Annotated in this window: 16 protein-coding genes and 1 pseudogene; 12 read left to right on the top strand and 5 right to left on the bottom strand. The window is 49.9% G+C overall.

From position 1 onward, the window contains the following. From Q0231_RS15950 to Q0231_RS15940, 3 genes are all read right to left on the bottom strand, one after another. A partial coding sequence (locus Q0231_RS15950; RefSeq protein ID WP_299349132.1) for a toxic anion resistance protein occupies positions 1-1199 on the bottom strand: 1199 nt, incomplete at its 3' end. A gap of 21 nt (positions 1200-1220) precedes the next feature. Continuing rightward, complete coding sequence (locus Q0231_RS15945; RefSeq protein ID WP_299349129.1) at positions 1221-1886, bottom strand: dipeptide/oligopeptide/nickel ABC transporter ATP-binding protein; 666 nt, start codon at positions 1884-1886, stop codon at positions 1221-1223. Further along, positions 1876-2856, bottom strand: coding sequence for an ABC transporter ATP-binding protein (locus Q0231_RS15940; RefSeq protein ID WP_269392782.1), 981 nt, complete (start codon positions 2854-2856; stop codon positions 1876-1878). Before Q0231_RS15940 ends, Q0231_RS15945 begins: the two co-directional genes overlap by 11 nt. 303 nt (positions 2857-3159) lie before the next feature. Here Q0231_RS15940 and Q0231_RS15935 point away from each other — a divergent pair, with 303 nt between their 5' ends. The 3 genes from Q0231_RS15935 to Q0231_RS15925 all read left to right on the top strand — a co-directional run bounded on the left by Q0231_RS15935 (position 3160) and on the right by Q0231_RS15925 (position 8416). After that, positions 3160-6366: a hypothetical protein gene (locus Q0231_RS15935; RefSeq protein WP_299349126.1), complete on the top strand. Its 3207-nt coding sequence runs from the start codon at positions 3160-3162 to the stop codon at positions 6364-6366. Then, positions 6363-7562 carry an MFS transporter gene (locus Q0231_RS15930; RefSeq protein WP_299349123.1) on the top strand — a complete coding sequence of 400 codons (1200 nt, stop codon included), beginning with the start codon at positions 6363-6365 and terminating at the stop codon, positions 7560-7562. Before Q0231_RS15935 ends, Q0231_RS15930 begins: the two co-directional genes overlap by 4 nt. 74 nt (positions 7563-7636) lie before the next feature. Continuing rightward, on the top strand, positions 7637-8416 hold the full coding sequence (locus tag Q0231_RS15925; protein ID WP_299349120.1) for an EAL domain-containing protein: 780 nt from the start codon (positions 7637-7639) through the stop codon (positions 8414-8416). An 11-nt stretch (positions 8417-8427) separates the two neighbouring features. On the opposite strand, the gene Q0231_RS15920 is transcribed toward Q0231_RS15925, so the two are convergent. Continuing rightward, positions 8428-9039, bottom strand: a complete 612-nt coding sequence (locus Q0231_RS15920) for a pyridoxamine 5'-phosphate oxidase family protein (protein WP_299349117.1) — start codon at positions 9037-9039, stop codon at positions 8428-8430. A gap of 231 nt (positions 9040-9270) precedes the next feature. Here Q0231_RS15920 and Q0231_RS15915 point away from each other — a divergent pair, with 231 nt between their 5' ends. From Q0231_RS15915 to Q0231_RS15900, 4 genes are read left to right on the top strand one after another with little or no spacing between them, the layout of a single operon-like run. Further along, entirely contained in the window at positions 9271-9561 is a 291-nt protein-coding gene (locus tag Q0231_RS15915) for an STAS domain-containing protein (RefSeq protein WP_299349114.1), read from the top strand. Positions 9562-9568: 7 nt separating this feature from the next. Next, complete coding sequence (locus Q0231_RS15910) at positions 9569-9928, top strand: response regulator (protein ID WP_269392776.1); 360 nt, start codon at positions 9569-9571, stop codon at positions 9926-9928. A 30-nt stretch (positions 9929-9958) separates the two neighbouring features. Then, entirely contained in the window at positions 9959-12418 is a 2460-nt protein-coding gene (locus Q0231_RS15905; RefSeq protein ID WP_299349110.1) for a chemotaxis protein CheA, read from the top strand. A gap of 24 nt (positions 12419-12442) precedes the next feature. Then, entirely contained in the window at positions 12443-12922 is a 480-nt protein-coding gene (locus Q0231_RS15900; RefSeq protein ID WP_269392774.1) for a chemotaxis protein CheW, read from the top strand. Between the two features lie 86 nt (positions 12923-13008). Here Q0231_RS15900 and Q0231_RS15895 read toward each other — a convergent pair whose 3' ends face one another. Further along, positions 13009-13365 carry a hypothetical protein gene (locus Q0231_RS15895; RefSeq protein ID WP_269392773.1) on the bottom strand — a complete coding sequence of 119 codons (357 nt, stop codon included), beginning with the start codon at positions 13363-13365 and terminating at the stop codon, positions 13009-13011. A 157-nt stretch (positions 13366-13522) separates the two neighbouring features. On the opposite strand from Q0231_RS15895, the gene Q0231_RS15890 reads away from it, so the two are divergent. From Q0231_RS15890 to Q0231_RS15870, 5 genes and pseudogenes are all read left to right on the top strand, one after another. Continuing rightward, complete coding sequence (locus tag Q0231_RS15890) at positions 13523-14104, top strand: chemotaxis protein CheD (protein WP_269392772.1); 582 nt, start codon at positions 13523-13525, stop codon at positions 14102-14104. 275 nt (positions 14105-14379) lie between these two features. Beyond that, positions 14380-15294: a protein-glutamate O-methyltransferase CheR gene (locus Q0231_RS15885; protein ID WP_299349107.1), complete on the top strand. Its 915-nt coding sequence runs from the start codon at positions 14380-14382 to the stop codon at positions 15292-15294. Next, entirely contained in the window at positions 15291-16358 is a 1068-nt protein-coding gene (locus Q0231_RS15880) for a chemotaxis response regulator protein-glutamate methylesterase (RefSeq protein ID WP_299349104.1), read from the top strand. The genes Q0231_RS15885 and Q0231_RS15880 overlap by 4 nt, the downstream gene beginning before the upstream one ends. Before the next feature lie 84 nt (positions 16359-16442). Further along, complete coding sequence (locus tag Q0231_RS15875; RefSeq protein ID WP_269392769.1) at positions 16443-16832, top strand: response regulator; 390 nt, start codon at positions 16443-16445, stop codon at positions 16830-16832. Between the two features lie 201 nt (positions 16833-17033). Next, positions 17034-18221, top strand: a pseudogene (locus Q0231_RS15870) (hypothetical protein); the annotation flags it as partial.

Genomic DNA, 18221 nt, shown 5'->3' with positions numbered 1-18221 from the left:
TGGGATTCGGCAACTTTGTTCGAAGCCTGATTCTGGCCTTCGGCGCGCGCGATATAGCCTTTGGACTTTTCTACTTCCTCTGACAGGGTATCGACGGTTTGCTTCATCGAATCCAATGCACGGATCTTGAACGTGTCGACCTCATCCATGGTGTCATAGATATTCTGGAAAGCACGCTGCAGCGTTTCCAGCGGGATTGTGCTCGCGGCGGCTTGTTCGTGAATTTGGCCGGTTTGCTCTCGCAGCAAGGTTGATGTGCTGTCGATGATACCAGCGGTCGTTTCATTGAGGGCAGTGATCTGCCCGAGAACGAGCCTTTGGTTGGTCATTGCCTCCGATACGGTCACCGCAGTGCGCAATGCGCCAACGGTGGTCGTGCTGGCGCGATCAACGCCTTTGACCAGTTCGACATTGTTCTTCTTGACCAGATCGAGCGCAAGGTAACCCTGGACGCTTACAGCCATTTGCGTGAGCAAATCCTGTGTTCGCTGGCGCACATAGAACAAGGCTGTCTCGCGAACCGCTTTGGCCTTAGCCGGATCGGTAGAATCGAGCTCAACCGCTTTCTCTTCCAGCTTCTCATCAAGGGTTTTGGAGATATGGATCATCTGCTCCAGATCGCCCATCGCTTCCCACAATTTCTGACGCTCGACATCAATCGCGGCATTATCCATGATCAACTCGTCTTTGCCGTTGCCGAGCTTGCCGAGGATCTCTTGAATATGCGTTTGCGCGCTTTGGTAAGAGCGGAAGTAGTTCGTCAGCTTGTTGCCGAAAGGAATGATTCCAAGAAATTTGCGAGGGCCAGTTAACTTGCCGCGGCGGCCTGGATCGAGATCTTCGACGACGCGGCGCAGTTCGGCAAGGTTTGACCCCACACCTTCATCCTTGTCCATCGCGCGGATCGGACGATCTAGGAAGCGGTTGGACATGCCCGCCGCAGCGGCAATCTCCTTGCGTCCCATATTGGTCAGCTGATCAACTTTCTTGCCGAATTCAGGCGAATTGGCATCTTCGTTGATCAGATCGACCACAAAGGAATCAACCTTTGTCGCCAGCTTTGATTGCACTTCTTCCGATACAGGGACCAAGCCCGCAGCATTGGCAGGCTTTACCTCAGGCACCGGATCGGGTGCGGTTAACTCTAGATCGAGGTCGGTGGCGGTTTTAGTCGCTGTGTTTGTCTCAGTGGCGCTCATAGCTTGCGTCCGGCTCCTGAATTATCCGCGGCCTGCAATCCGGCAACGCGGTGATGAACTTATTACTGTATTAGGGTCATAAGACACGAAGTTCAAGATTTGTGCCTGAATGGACACATCTAGCGCCGATACAGGTTCATCACAAATGAGCAATTGCGGGCGCAGCGCTAGGGCGCGTGCTATGCCTATGCGTTGGCGTTGGCCACCAGAAAAGCTATGGGGATAGCGTTGCAAATATCTTGCATCCAAGCCCACCAATTCCATTAATTCCTTGGCAAGCTCGATGCGGGTATTATGGGTACCGATATTATGGATCACTAAAGGTTCTGTGATTATATCAAGCACCGTCATGCGCGGATTAAGGCATGCCTGCGGATCTTGAAAAATCATCTGCATCCGTGGGCGCATTTCACGCAAGTCGTTCTTGCTCAACCCAGCGATATCGACGCCTTCAAAATCGATTTGCCCATCAGTCAGTTCGTAAAGGCGCAACATGGCACGTCCGGCTGTGGACTTGCCGCAACCACTTTCACCAACCAACCCCAGCGTTTCACCACGTTTAATATCAAAATTCAGGCCATCAACAGCCTTCACAGCGCCCACTTGACGTCGGAATATGCCTGCATGGATCGGGAAGTGGACCTTTAGATTTTTGGCCCGCACGAGAGTTTCAGCATCAGCCGTCATGACGTGGCGCCTCCTTTTCAACATCCCACCAACATGCAACATCGTGCACGCCCTCAATGCGTTCGAGCAGCGGATTTTCTTTGTGGCAGCGCTCAAATGCATAATCGCAACGGGGCGCAAAGGGGCAAGACTTTGGTTCTGCACCAATATTGGGTGGCGAACCTTTAATCGAACGCAGGCGGGTTTCACCGCTTCCTTCTGCAGGCAGAGTATTTAGCAAAGCCCGTGTGTAGGGGTGTAAGGGGCGCTTATAAAGGTCGCCAACTTTAGCGTGCTCCACCACAAACCCACCATACATCACCAGCAGCCGATCAGAAATGCCCGCGGCAACGCCCAAGTCATGGGTGATCCAAACAATCGCCATGCCCAGCTTTTTGCGCAGCTCTTTGATGAGCTCAATAATCTGCGCCTGAATGGTTACATCCAAGGCCGTTGTTGGTTCATCCGCAATCAATATCTTTGGGTCACACGCTAGGGCGATGGCAATCATCACCCTTTGGCGCATGCCACCAGAGAACTGGTGCGGAAAATCATTCAAACGGTCTGAAGCGCCTGGAATACCCACCAATTCAAGCAACTCAACAGCGCGGGCACGGGCTTGCTTTTTGTCTAGCCCCATATGCTCAATCAGGGGCTCCATAATCTGAAAGCCAACGTTGAACACCGGGTTCAAGCTGGTCATCGGGTCCTGAAAAATAAACCCAATTTGACCGCCGCGAATTTTGCGCAGTTCTTCAAGATCCATCTGCAAAAGGTCTTTGCCGTCAAACATGACTTTGCCCGACGCGATTTCGGCAGGTGGAATAGGCAACAGTTTCAAAAGTGACATCATTGTCACGCTTTTGCCTGAGCCACTTTCACCAACTACGCTTAAAAGCTCACCCTCTTCAAGATGAAAGCTAATGCCGTTTACAGCATGCACAACGCCATCTTGAGTGTGGAATACGGTCTTTAGGTCCGTAACGTCCAATACTGGCTTGATAGCCTTTCCTCCCCAGGAATATTTATTTTTTTCAAAACACTATCGTAGGATCAAAAAAATTCAAGAACAAAAATGTCTTACAATCCAGCAAAATGATGCTTGCCAATTCAATCTAAAGGTGCATTCATGGATTGGTTGAACCACTTTTCCGCTGTAACGGCGAATAGTGTTCGGCGCGAAACATGTTCTTTGTTTCGCCAAAGCTTTGATTGTTTTTGCAAAAAATGACAGGCTGCGACTCTATACTTTAGTTGCTTTAGCTTTGTTGTTTTGGGAGGAAGTTTCGTGGGCGTGAACAGTTTTGATCAAAACGCGCAAGCAAATGGTCCGTTTGGAGCCAAAGATCTGGTGAGCTCCGGGCTAAATTGGCGTTGTATTGGCCCCCCACGCGGTGGACGCGTTGTGGCTGTTGCGGGTGATCCCAATGATCCCATGACCTTCTATTTTGGTGCCTGCGCTGGTGGGGTTTGGAAAACCACCGATGGCGGTACCTATTGGGAAAATATCTCAGACGGTTACTTCAAAAGCGCAACGGTTGGCGCGCTAACAGTCGCTCAAAGTGATCCCAATGTCATTTATGCGGGCATGGGCGAAACCACCATCCGTATTGATGTTTCCTATGGAGACGGAGTTTACAAGTCCACCGACGCGGGCAACAGCTGGACGCACATGGGTCTTGAAGAAACGCGCCATATCTCCGAAATTCGTGTACATCCCAATGATCCAAACATCGTTTATGTTGCCGCCTTTGGCCATGCGTTTGGCACCAACCAAGAGCGCGGCGTTTATCGTTCGCTGGACGGAGGTGAGACTTGGGATCTCATCCTTCATGAAAGTGAGGGGGCGGGTGCGATTGACCTTGCAATGGATCCAAACAATCCACGCCATTTAATCGCAACCACATGGGAAGCGCACCGCCATTTCTGGACCCTTTCAAGCGGCGGACCAGGCAGTAAAATATTCCGCTCAAAGGATGGCGGCGACACGTGGGAAGACATCACAAAGCGGCCCGGATTTGCAAAGGGCATGCTTGGCAAAATGGGTGTTGCCATTTCTCCGGCCAAATCTGGTCGCGTATGGGCCTTGGTGGAAGCAAAGGGCGTTGAAGGCGCACTCTATAGGTCTGAGAACTTTGGCGACAGTTGGGAGCGCGTTAGCCCCAACCGCGATCTTTTGCATCGGCCTTGGTATTATATGCACGTGTTTGCTGACACCACGGACCCAGATACGGTTTATGTGACCAATTATCAAATGTGGAAATCTGCTGATGGGGGCAAAAACTTTGATGAAATCACAACCCCGCATGGGGACAACCATGACTTGTGGATCGATCCGGTCAATAACCAGCGTATGGTGCAGGGCAATGACGGTGGCGGCAATGTTTCGTTCAACGGCGGGTTGAGCTGGACGTCGATCTATAATCAGCCAACAGCGCAATTTTACCGTATGGATATCGACAATCAATATCCGTATCGGCTTTATGCAACCCAGCAAGATAACACCTCAATTTCGGTGCCTTCATCAACGGAATGGGGCGCAATTACCATCGGCGATTGTACCTATCCGGGCACGGGTGAAAGCGGGTACATTGCTGTACATCCAGAAGATCCGAACATTGTCTATGTTGGCGCCGTGGGGTCGTCTCCGGGCGGCAGCGGTGCGCTACAGCGATACGACCACCGCACAAGGCAAAGTCAGTTAATTAGCGTTTGGCCGGAAGAAAACACAGGCTATCGCCCGCGCGACCTAAAATATCGATTTGCTTGGACATTCCCCATTCATTTCTCTCCACATGATAGCAATGTGATTTATGCGGGGGGAAATCACGTCTTCAAGACGACAAATGAGGGAAAAAGCTGGGAGGTGATCAGCCCCGATCTCAGTCTAAACGATCCAGACAAACTCGACTATTCAGGCGGTCCTTTGACCGGCGATAGTGCAGGGGCAGAGACCTACGCGACACTGTCCACGTTCATTGAATCTGTGCATCGGCAAGGTGAGCTGTGGGCTGGCACCGACGATGGCTTGGTGCATGTCAGCCGAGATGGTGGCAAAAACTGGCAAAATGTAACCCCAAAAGCCTTGCCCGAATTGGCCTATATTGGTTCCATTGAAATCTGTGCTCACAACCCGGACAAAATCTACGTGGCCGCCACGCGGTTCAAGCTGGATGACTATCAACCCTATCTTTTTGTTTCCAATGACAGCGGCAAAAGCTGGACGTCAATCAATGGCGATTTCCCGACCAACGAGATAACCCGCGTTTTGCGCTCAGACCCAATTTCTGATGATTTACTGTTTGTGGGCACGGAAACAGGCATTTTCTATTCGCTTGACGACGGTGCCCATTGGGTGCGCATGCAGGGTGGTTTCCCCGTTGTGCCCGTCTATGACATTAAGATCAAAAACGAGGATTTGGCGGTGGCGACCCATGGCCGCTCGTTCTGGATTGCTGACGATATTTCGCCACTGCGCGACATGGCGAAAAAACACGATGTTACCCACGGTGAAATGCTGTTTAAGCCCCGTGATACCATTCGGCAAAAACTACATTGGGCAACAGGTGTTTTTGACGGTGATGGGAAAAATTATAGTCCTGCCTTTGGCGTTGGCGGCACCACCTATCACAAACCACAAAGCGATGGCACCACACGCAATGTGCACTTGGATGTGGGTGAAAATGCCCCAAATGGCGCTATTGTATATTATTGGTTTGACGAAGAACCAGAAGGCAATGTCGCACTTTTGTTTCGCGATCACCAAGGCGAAGTGATTGCCAAATTCACCAATAATGATGATGAAAAACCCAAGCGAAAAATCAAAACACAAAAGGGCTTAAATCGTTTTGTGTGGGATTTGCACCATGACGCACCAACGCCATTTGACCCGGCTTTGATCCACAAACCATATGAACCATTGGCCAAATCGGGCGACGGACGCGGTCCACAGGTTTCCCCTGGTGATTATTTTGTAGAATTAGATGCGGAAGGCGCAAAGCTCGAGCAGCCGTTCAAAATTGTTAAAGACCCTCGCTTGCAAACCACCCAGGACGATTTCGATGCGCAATATGCTGAGTTGTTGGGTTTGCATGAAACTCAAGATCGGTTGCGCAAAGGGGTGAATCAGTTGCGTGCGTTGCGTCAACAGCTCGAACAGTTGGACAAGAAACTCAAGCCAAACCATGGGCACATTCAAGCCGAGGCCAAAAGTGCAATCGACCAGCTAACCGCAATCGAAGAGGTGTTGGTGAATCGGTTCAAAGAGACGCCGCGCGATGTGCTGCGCCATGCTGCTGGCTTGGACGATACGCTGGGAGAACTGGCGTGGGTTATGTCAATTGCTGATGCGGCGCCAACCAGCCAAGCCATTGCAGTCAGCCAAGACGTGCGGGCCAAAGTCGACGTGCAATTGGAAAAACTCGCCGCGCTGACAAAAGGTGGCATCACAAAGCTCAACACTGACATTGAAGAGGCGGGAATTAAAGCCATTTCCATATGAAACAAAACGCGCAGGTGAACCAAAACCTATGGCGAGTGGCTTCAGCTGATTTTCTGGTTCGCACGGCCTACCAGATGGGAAAGTCGCCCCTATTGCCCCTATTTGCAGCCAGCTTGGGCGCTGGGTCTGTTTTTTTGGGGCTAATTGTTTCGGTTTCCACAATGACAGGTCTCTTTCTCAAGCCAATTTTCGGCTATTTGTCGGACAGGTCTGGGCGTCGTTTGTGGATGTTGATTGGTGTTGGCGTTTTTGCGGTTACGCCATTTCTTTATTGGTTTGTCAAAACCCCCGAGCAATTGTTTGCCTTGCGGTTGATACATGGTTTGGCCACCGCGATTTTTGGTCCGGTCACGCTTGCTTATGTCGCTTCGCTCGCGCTGGAAAAGCGAGCAACGCGTCAAGGTTGGTTTGGTCTAGCAAGATCGGGTAGTTATCTGATTGCGCCAACAGCCGCCGCATGGGCACTCACCTGGATAGACCCTGCCGCTGTATTCACCGTAATTGGATGCATCAGTTTGTTGGCCTTTTTGCCTGTGCTCGCGTTGCAAGAAATCCAACCTAAGGCGCAAGGCGTGCTGCGAACTCAAAACCCAATCGGAGCTTTTTTATACACCGCAAAACGCGCTGCTTCAGTCCCCGTTTTATGGTTTGCTGGCTCCATGGAAATGACCATTTACATTTCAACCTATGCTCTAAAAGCCTTCTTGCCCATTTATGCGCACCTAGAGTTAGGTGTCGATCTTTTGACCGTCGGCCTGTTCTTCTCGATCCAAGAGGGCGCAAATCTGCTGGCGCGTCCTTTCGGAGGAAAACTCGCAGACCGGTTTGGTTTACGGCCAGTTTTGTCAGCAGCCCTATGCTTCTTGGGTGGGACTATTTTGATTTTGCCATTTGCAACTACAGGCCCGCAGTTTTTAGTCATCGCTATGCTGATGGGGGGCTCCCTTGGTGTCGTGCTGCCCACAATCATTGCGCTTTATAGCCTGCAATTGCCCGACAAAGACCTAGGTTTGGGCATGGGACTTCTTGGCACGATCCGAAATTTGGGCAAAGTCGCGGGACCAATTGTCGGTGGCCTTATTCTGACATTTGCCACTTACACCACATTGTTTGTTTCAAGTGCGTTGCTCATTCTATTGCTCTCGGCCACAATTGCCATCAACAAACCCTTGCAGGAAAACACTGATTTTGTTTGATTTTTCTGCTTCTTCTTGTCCAACTAGTTGAAACCGCGTATGAAGATATGGCAAAAGATTCGGGGAGGAATTCGTTGCGGGTTTCACGACCAAGGTTTGTTGATGATGCGCTCTTTTATCATGATGAGTGGCGCACGGGCAGATATGGTCAATTCCAACTAAACTCCGCCTTCCAGCCCATTTATTGTGTCAGCGATCTCAATGGTCCGCCTTGTGGCCATGAAGGTCTGGTCCGGATACTCACCCAAGGGGGGGTACTCTCCCCATTGGACTTCTTTGCAATTGTGCCACCTGAAGATAGATTCTTCATTGAATGGATGTGCCGCGCCATCCATATTTCCAATTTTCATATGGTGAAGCAGCCCGGCCAACTGCTATTTGTCAATCTTGACCCTGCGACCTATGTGGACGTGAAACAAGCCGAATACGAAGTAGGGTTTATGGTCGAGCGCATGCGTGAACTCGGGGTTAACCCAGCAGAATTTGTGTGCGAAGTGATCGAGGAGCAAACCCAAGATGATCAGGTGTTCGCAAATGTCATCGATTGCTTCAAGTCCTATGGCATAAAAGTTGCAGTTGATGATTTCGGCGTGCGCTTTTCGGATCAAAAACGCGTAGCGCGGTTGCGGCCTGATGTGGTAAAAATAGATGGAGCGTGGTTCAAAAAGCTGCTTGGAACCGCCAGGGGAAAACAGCAGCTCATTTCAACAATACATGGGTTCGGTGACAACGATATTCGCGTGATTGTTGAAGGGGTGGAAACGCAAGCTCAACTCGATTTCGTTTCAGAAGTAGGCGATTGTGGCGTGCAGGGGTTCCTGTTGGGCCGACCAGAAGGGGCCATCTGTTACTAATCCAGTGCCCATCACCACATGGATTTGCTTGCGCGTTGGGGCCATTCATCATCATAGGTTTTGCCGCCAACTTCCCCATTTGTCAGTTCTGATAGCATTTTGCCCGGCGAGGGTACGCTGCCGGGATCAATTTGGGCATCCGCTTGCCAAAGGCCCGCGCGCATGATCGCCCTTGCGCATTGAAAATAGACCTTTTCCACTTGCAGAACGATGGCTGAACGAGGTCGCTTCCCCTCCTTTTCAAAGGAAGCCAATAGGTTAGGCTCAATGCAAACACGTGCACTGCCGTTCGCCCGAAGAACGGTGCTGCTGCCCGGTATTAAAAACATAAATGAAGTGCGTGGGTCGCGAACAATATTGCGCAGGCTATCGCAGCGGTTGTTGCCGCGGCGGTCCGGCATGATGAGGGTACGTCGATCCGCGATCCGCACAAAACCAGGTTCATCTCCCCTAGGGGAACAATCAATCCCTTCTTGTGCAACCGTCGCCAAACTCACAAACGGCGAGAGCTCGATGAATTGGGCATAGACATCAGCGATATAATCAATCTCTTTGACCAGCGAAGGGGCACTGGGTTGTCCGTAAATATTGCCAAGTTCTTCAACGCTAGAAATATATCGCATCGTTTCTCCAGAACAGTTCCACACATCCACGCTTTGGTCGATGACATTGATTCGCTGTGTGCGTTTAAAGATAGGTTTGTGATTTGCGTGAAGCAATAGTGGGGTGAACAAGGTCAAAATCTGCAAGAAGCGTAAGGTTAATACGCCTTCTTCCAATATGGTTAGGAATTCTTAAACAGTTCCCGGTGAAACTGCGCTGGAATGAATCGTGTATTTCAGGGGATGCCAAGTATGGCTGACACACCGACCAAGCAAATCGATCTACCAGCCATCGCAGACATCGGGGCTGTTGATGAGATGCGTGAAGAAATGCTCGAGGCGCTCAATGCTGGCAACCTCGAAATCAATCTAGCAAATGTTGAACGCGTTTCAACAAACGCTCTCTTTATGTTGTTGAGCGCCGCTCAAACGGCAACCAACCATAATTATCAGCTGCTGCTGAGCGCGCCCAGCGAACATTTTTCCAATGCCCTTGAGACCTTGGGCTTGGAGAGCGCTTTTGCACCGTTAATGAAAGGATAGTCAGTTTATGCGTGTACTCACTGTCGATGACTCTCGCACAATCCTCGCCATGCTTCAGCATACGCTGGCTGGCGCAGGTTATGAAGTTCTACAGGCCGAAAATGGCCAAGAAGGACTTGATGTTTTGGGCGCTGAGAATGTCGATGTCGTTATTACCGACATCAACATGCCGATAATGGACGGAATTGAATTCATCAAAAACGTGCGAGCTTCTGGCCAGTACCAGAGTTTGCCAATTCTAATTCTGACAACCGAAACCAGCCAAGACAAGCGTGACCAGGGTCGTGCTGCAGGTGGAACAGGTTGGATTGTGAAGCCCTTTGATCCGGACAAGCTGTTGAGCGTGATCAAAAAGGTCTCACACTAAAATATAAACCCGTGTTGCGTTGGATGTGCCATGAGCGAACTTGACGAATTTAAGGCTACCTACTTCGACGAATGTTCCGAGCTGCTTGCCGAATTGGAAGAGCAATTTCTCGCAATCGAAGCGGGCGACAAAGATCCTGAGCGACTTCATGCCGTTTTTCGGGCGATCCACTCGATAAAAGGTGGTGCTGGCGCATTCGGGTTCACGGGCTTGGTGAAATTCGCGCACAGCTTTGAAACGCTTTTGGATTTCGTGCGCGATGGCCGCATCGAGCTGGACCCAAAAGTTCTAACGCTTTGCATTCGTTCTAGTGATTTGGTTGCGGACTTTGTGTCAGCAGCGCAAGATGGTCGCGAGCTTGAAGAGGGCTATGGCGGCGAGCAAAAAGCCGAATTTGAAGCGCTCTGCAATCCAGATGGTGCGGAAGAAGAAGAACCAGAAGATTTCGACATTGAGTTTACACCCGTCATGGTTGGCGGTGCAGATTTGGCCGAAGATGAGGATGTTTTTGAAAATCCTCCCCTAAATCTGATTGCTGACGGTGATTTGGATGCGGCGCTTGGTGATGCAGAAGATGATTTGGCAAACGCTGACGTGGTTTTTGCCGGCGACGGCACCGATGGCGCGCCAGAATTTGGCGCCGCTGCAGACGCATGGACTTTAACGTTTACCCCGCTTCCTGCCCTGTTTGAACGTGCAAATGATCCGCTTCTTTTGTTCCGCGAATTGTCGATTGTCGGCGATTCTCAAGTGAACGCAGATATTCGTGAAATTCCAGAGCTTAATGACTTTGAGCCCTTCCAGCCTTATTGCCAATGGGTCATTACCCTTAAAGGTGATGATGTTACCGAAGAGCGTATTCGCGAAGTATTTGAGTTTGTTGAAGGCGATTGTGAAATTGAAGTCACACCTCCAGGTGTGTTGAGCGAAAGACAGACTTCAATCTTAGTTGGTGAAATTGGTTCGGCAGACTACGCACCAACGCCTCAAAGTTCACCCGCACCTACACAAGAGCTTGATGATGTTGTAGACATGGCTGCCCCTGAAGCGAGTGACGACGCTCCAAGTTTTGCTGACTTGGCCGGCGCACTTGGTGTTGATATGGCCGCCGAGCCAGTGCCTGAAGTTGAACCTTCAGCTGAAGAGGTTGCTGCTGCCAAAGCTGCAGCTGCGCCAAAAGAAGAGCCCGTCGTAGCCGCTGCACCAGTTCCAGAAAAAATTGAAACACCCGAACCTGAGGCATCAAAAGGTCCAGCTTTTGGCAGTGCGACAGCAAAGCCAAAAGCGACAGACAGCAAGCCACCAGTTCAGTCAATTCGCGTAGACTTGGACAAAGTCGACCGTGTTGTAAATATGGTCGGGGAACTTGTTATCACCCAGTCAATGCTCACCCAACAGATGGATGAGACCCTGCGCGACAAGTACCAAGAACTTGTGCGCGGCATTGAGGTTTTGGCGCAAACAACGCGCGGATTGCAAGACAGCGTCATGGCGATCCGAGCACAACCCGTGAAATCAGTCTTCTCACGTATGCCACGTTTGGTGCGTGAATTGGCAAGTAAAACGGGTAAGAAAATCAAACTTGAAATGGTGGGTGAAAACACCGAGATCGACAAAACTGTTATTGAGCAATTGTCTGATCCATTGACCCACATGATCCGCAATTCAGCAGACCACGGTATTGAAGACGCTGAAAAACGCGCCAGCCGTCGCAAGCCTGAAACCGGAACTATTACACTGTCTGCTGAGCAAGCGGGCGGAAATATCTTGATAATTGTTGAAGATGACGGTGGCGGTATTAACCGTGAACGGGTGCTTGCCCTCGCTAAAGAAAAAGGCGTGGTTGCACCAGATCAAACACCAACCGATGAACAGATCGACAACCTGATTTTTGCGCCAGGTTTCTCCACTGTAACAGAGGTCTCTGACCTTTCGGGCCGTGGCGTTGGCATGGACGTGGTTCTTTCGAACATCAAAAAAATTGGTGGTTCTGTTCACGTGCGTTCCAATCCTGGGCGCGGCACGCGCATGACCCTAAGACTGCCGCTCACGCTGGCGGTGCTGGATGTCATGCTCGTTTCAGTGGCCGGTTGCCCCTATGTTGTGCCGCTGTCCTCAATCGTTGAAACCATTCAGGCTGGCCGGGCAGAATTTGGCAAAGTGCCAAGCGGTTCGCGTTTGCTCCAAATCCGGGGCGAATATGTGCCCGTTGTTGATCTGGCCACACGCTTTGCCATGCACACAGATGCTGAGGAAAAAGACCGCTTTGTGGTGCTGTGTGAAGCTGAAGGTACTAACAAACTTGCGATCATTGTCGACGAAATCATTGGTCAGCAGCAAGTGGTTATTAAGAGTTTAGAGGAAAACTACGAGCGTATCGACGGCATTGCCGGGGGTACAATCTTAGGAGACGGGCAAGTTGCGTTGATCGTAGATGTCCAAGGTTTGAAAACCAGTCGCGTAAATCACCGCAGCAGCGCTGCGGCTTAAGCGAAAGCAGATTGAGAGGAAGTCATGGAAGCCATTGAACTCAATGAAAACGATCTTGAAGTTGGCGGAGCGAACTCCATTCAACTGATTGCGTTTTCAATTGGCGAGCAAGCTTACGGCGTTGAAATTACCACTGTTCGGGAAATCCGCGCATGGAATGGTGCAACACCTTTGCCTAATACAAGAGAATTTGTTCGCGGTGTTGTGAACCTGCGCGGCACGATTGTCCCCATTTTCGATCTTCGTGCCCGGTTTGGTGCCGGTGTAACCGAAGCAACAAAAACACATGTTGTTGTGGTACTTGCGGTCGGCGAAAAATGGATCGGCATTTTGGTTGACGCTGTGTCTGATATTTTGACTGTGCAGAAAAGTGATATCCATGCGGTGCCAGAGGGCGAGAATATGGATTCAGAATTGCTCAACGGCATCGTTACGCATGACAGTCGCATGGTTGGCTTGATTGATCTTGAAGCCGTTGTCGGTCAAACAGGCGAAGACAGCTAACAAGCGCCGCTTAAACCCGAAAATTCAAACAATAAAAAAGCCCGGCTAGACCGGGCTTTTGTCTGCGGTAAAAGCATTTACCGCAGTCAAAACAATTCAATGTCGTCATGTTTCGCGCGTCCAGCGATGCCGGATAGATTTGGCTTGCGCAACTCGTCAAGCGTAAGCTCAGACCATATGTCTTTGTGCTCGATATTCTCAGAAATGTCGTCGATGACTTTTGCCATCAATCGAGCCGCTTTTGCAATATTGTCAGAACGTTGTTGGATTCTGTCCTGAGCCTGCAAGGCAATTAGCATTTGCTGAATAGCAGTCTTGCGTGCTTCTTCACAACCGCGATTGCCATCCATCAAAACGCCGAGGCTATCATTGATTTTATCAATCATTTCAGCTGTTTGGCGTGCTGTTTCTTCTAGTTCGACAGCTAATTTGTCCAAAGACATAAGCTTCTTCCCCCTTTACAAGTCCGTCCAATCTACATCTCATTTCCTAACTGGTGCTTTCACTTTTGTTGTATTAAAGCGAATGTTCACGTTGTGGTTAGCAGTTCACTAACAATTTTGTTGCTACGTTAGGTGTAAATAAGAACAGGAAGAATCAGTGTCAGCATCGATCAGATCCCCTCGCGACATTCCACGGCAGTCCACTGTGCAAGTGCACCAAGGTGATTGTCACGTGTCCGGTGAGCCAGATACGGCTTTTTCGACGGTGTTAGGATCGTGTATTGCTGCCTGTGTTCGCGATAAAATCACTGGCGTTGGTGGTATGAACCACTTCTTGCTGGGGGTTCAATCAGACAGTTCAAAAGACAAATATGGTGAAAGCGCCCGATATGGTGCCTACGCAATGGAAGAATTGATCAACAAAGTCCTCACCCAAGGATCAGGTCAACGCTCGGAATTGGAAATTAAAGTATTTGGTGGCGGCAACATCAACCAGAAAATGGATGATGTAGGGGCCAAGAACGCCGCTTTCGTACGTGGTTTCTTGGCGGCTGAGGGATATAAGGCAGAGGCAGAAGACCTTGGCGGCATGGTTGCGCGGCGCGTCGTATTCCAACCTGTTCCGGGACGAGTTTTTGTCAAACATCTCGATAGCTCGGTCAATGATGGTCTGATCAAGGACGAGATTTCCAAGGCAAACAAGCCAGTTGCAGTGCACGACGATATCGAATTGTTCTAAGTCGGAAATTTCTTATCATTTGGTTTACGCCGTCGGCTTGCAGCAACCATCTATTAACCATTGCAAACTAATCTCTTGCAACAGGTGGTGGCTCCATTTTGGAGTTGCGTTGCTTGGGTTTGTACCGCTCGTGCTGCCCGCACACCCTATTAAATTGCACCAGTTGCGTTTCATTTACCAAAAATAAGGGGAGTGAGACGACAATAGGGGATTATCAGTACAGGTTGACACCCGCGGATGTTGACCAGCGGCTGATATTAGGAGTTGCAGACACTATGGTTGAAGACCAACCCTATTGTCTATTTGTAGTCGAGCGTGTCACAGGGGCCAGCAGCAAGATGGATAATGGTGAAATTTCTTTGTCGGATCGCGAATTCGAAGCGGTAAGAAACAAAGTATACGATTTGGCGGGCATCTCAATGAGTGACGCCAAGCGTACGCTCGTGGTTTCGCGACTTTCAAAAATCATCCGTCGTCTCAACCTGGACACCTTCACCGCATACTTAGAGCATTTGGAACGTGGCGCGTCGGCAGACGACATCCAAGAGTTCATAAATGCCCTAACGACGAACCTCACTCGCTTTTTCCGCGAAGATCATCACTTTGATCATTTGAACGATTATATCGGCAAAATCGTCAATGACCCCGCCAATCCAAATAAGTCACGATTGCGTTTGTGGTCCGCTGGTTGCTCTACCGGGCAAGAGCCATATACGATTGCGCTGAGCCTTCTGGCCGCGCACCCGAAACTGAAAAGCTGGGATTTTAAAATCCTTGCAACCGATATTGACACAGACGTTGTTGAAAAGGCCAAAGCTGGGATCTACAAAGCTGGCGACCTTTCAGGCCTTTCTCCAGAGCGCGTGAGATTATTTGATCGCGACGGTGCTGGCAATGTGCGCATTCCCGATCATGCCAGATCAGTGGTGACCTTTAAGTCACTCAATCTGATGGAACCATGGCCCATGCGCGGCCCATTCGATGCGATCTTTTGCCGAAATGTTGCAATCTATTTCAATAAACCGACACAAGAAAAGATGTTCACCCGTATGGGCGAATTGCTCGCACCAGGTGCATTTCTTTACATCGGACATTCGGAAAACCTTAATTCGGTCGCTGACAAATTTAAGCTTGTTGGCAAGACCGTTTATCAGAACAAACTTGGCGCAAGTGCACGGAGTGCCGCATGATTAAAGTTCTTGTTGTTGACGATTCTGCCCTCATTCGTGAAGTGTTATCGTCACTGCTTTCCGCTGGCGATGATATTCATGTGGTTGGTACCGCATGTGATCCAATCGATGCTCGTGGCAAAATCAAAACACTGAACCCAGATGTTGTAACGCTGGACATTGAAATGCCGAACATGAACGGTTTGGCCTTCTTGGAAAAAATCATGCGCTTGCGACCAACGCCAGTTGTCATGATTTCGACCCTTACACAAAAAGGCGCACAAGAAACGCTTTTGGCTCTGGAACTTGGCGCCGTCGACTTTGTTGCTAAACCTGGCCATGATTTGGCTGGCGGATTGGAGCAATTTGGACGCGAGGTGCGTGACAAGGTTATTGCCGCAGCACAATCAGATGTGCGCGGACGTGCTATGGCGCGTCAACCAAGTACAACGCGTGATGCAGCACCCACCAAACCAATCGCGACTGGCGCCAAAGTTTCGTCCAACGCGCTCATCGCAATTGGCGCTTCAACAGGTGGTGTGGAGGCTGTAAAGACAGTTCTGTCGGGCCTTCCAAAAGATTCGCCGCCGATTGTTATTGCGCAACATATGCCCGCCGGGTTTACCGCGCGTTTCGCTCAACGGCTCAATGAGACCTGCGAGCTTACAGTTGTTGAAGCAAAAGAACGTGAAGTGTTGAAGCCAGGGCACGCCTATATTGCTCCGGGCGATTCCCATCTGCGGGTGGAGAAATCATCTGGGCAGTTAAAGTGTCGGCTTGGCGATGATGGTGTTGTTTCTGGTCATCGTCCATCGGTTGATGTTTTGTTTGAATCTGTTGCCAAACAAGTTGGCGCGGACGCTGTTGCTGCAATTTTGACCGGTATGGGCAAAGACGGCGCAAATGGCATGAAGTTGTTGCACGATGCGGGTGCACGCACGTTCGGCCAAAGTAAATCATCAGCGCTAATTTATGGCATGCCGCGTGCTGCGATGGAATTGGGCGCAATTGATGAAGAACTATCAGTTGAAAAAATCGCTGCAAAGCTCATCAGCGCTTTGGAACGTCGTAAAGCTGCTGCGTAGATCATTGAAGGATTGGTAACTGTTAATGGATAAGATTGCGTCTAAAGTGAATCATATGAATCCTCAAACCAGAGGCATCAGCTAATGCCCAAAGCAAGTTCGATGTGCGTTTTGATTGTTGACGATCAACAATCCATGCGCGGTATTTGTAAGTTTATCTTGAATCAACTTGGGTTCAAGAACGTTGTCGAGGCCAAGTCAGGGCGCGATGCGCTAATGAAGCTCGAATCTGCCAATGTCGACCTGATCATTTCAGACTGGAATATGGACGACGTTGATGGACTGACACTTTTGAAAGTGATCAGAAAACATCCGCGTACGTCTTCCATGCCATTTATCATGGCCACGGGCCGTGGTGATAAAGAGCAAGTAAAAGAAGCGATCAGTTGTGGCGTGAACAATTATGTGATCAAGCCCTTCGATGCTGGCACGATGAAAAAGAAGATTGAAGCAGTAATTGGCGCTCTGAGCTAAGTTATAGTCCAATTAAGTACCAATTTTGAGCCCCTTTGCTTCTGTAAAGGGGCTTTTCTATTTAGATTTGATTCAGATGTTTCGTTGTAGACTTGGTAACCAAAAGAATAGTTCGAGCGCTCGGGGGTAATGCGTTTGAACGAATTGGCGTGAACGACGCTAAAAGTCACAAATGCAAGTTCGAGGGCGGAGATAAGCTCAATGTTTAAATTCTTAAAGCTACCGACGATCAAAATTTCGCAAAAGCTGCCAATGATGTTGGTGGGAGCGGCTTTGTTTGTTGGGTTAGGTGTTGGTCTTGTCAGTTACAGCGTAAGCGAAGATACCGTGAACAAAATGGCAGAGCAACGTCTGTCTACCATCGCTTCTATTCGGGCGCAGTCGATGACTGAGTTGCTGGAAAACATGAAGACTGACTTGCTGAAAACCGCCGGCGACACCGCTCTTGGGGGAACGCTTGGCGAATTGCGCAGCACCTGGGAACAGGCAGACAAAGAACCCACTGCGTTTTTGCAGGAAGGGTTTATAACGAACAACCCCCACGCCGAAAACGAGCGCCATTTGGCAAATACCGCCAAACAGTTCACCAATTATGATTTCGCACATTCGCGCATTCATCCAAGCCTAGCGACACAGGCTGTTAACGCTGGTTACAAAGACATTCTGCTGATCAGTGCAGATGGTGTCATCGCATACTCAGTATTCAAAAAGAACGATTTTGCTACCAGAATCGAAGCGAATAGCCCTCTGGATTCATTATACAAAAAGGCGTTGGAGCTGCCGGATGGCGAAGTCGCCTTTAGTGACTTTGCGCCCTATGCTGCATATAGCGACGAAGCGGCTAGCTTTATTGGCGCCAAGGTTGTTGATGCCAAAGGCAACATAGCAGGTGTGCTTGCGTTTGGTGTGCCAATTGACACGATCGCGAACTTTGTTGGGTTCAAAAAAGGGCTCGGCGAGACAGGTGAAACCTTGTTGGTCGGCGCAGACGGCATGTTGCGCGTCGATTCCAGCTTCACTGAAGAGCCAGATCAGTTCGTGACGAGTTTTGAGGCAGATGCGATTAAAACGGCAATTGAAGGTGAACCCGCTCAAGGGATCTCCAGTGTTTATCGCGATCAAAAAATGCACATTGAAGCTGTGCCGGTCCAATTTGCAGATGTGAAATGGGCAATGGTTGCAGTGGAAAGCTTTGCAGCGCTTCACAAACCAGTGGATGATATGCGCAACATGATGCTGATGGTTGGTGGCGGCACTATGCTGTTGGCTATGTTGGTTGGTCTGTTCTTCTCTCGCTCCATCACGGGCAATATCTCCAATCTAACCAACACCATGCGCGACTTGGCGGACGGTGATTTGGATGTTGAAGTGCGTGGCTCTGACCGTGGC

The organism is uncultured Maritalea sp. (assembly GCF_937139385.1).
GTDB classification, from domain to species: Bacteria; Pseudomonadota; Alphaproteobacteria; order Rhizobiales; family Devosiaceae; genus Maritalea; species Maritalea porphyrae_A.
The sequence above is the reverse complement of the archived record's forward strand: the minus strand, read 5'-3'. Positions and strand labels throughout refer to the sequence as shown.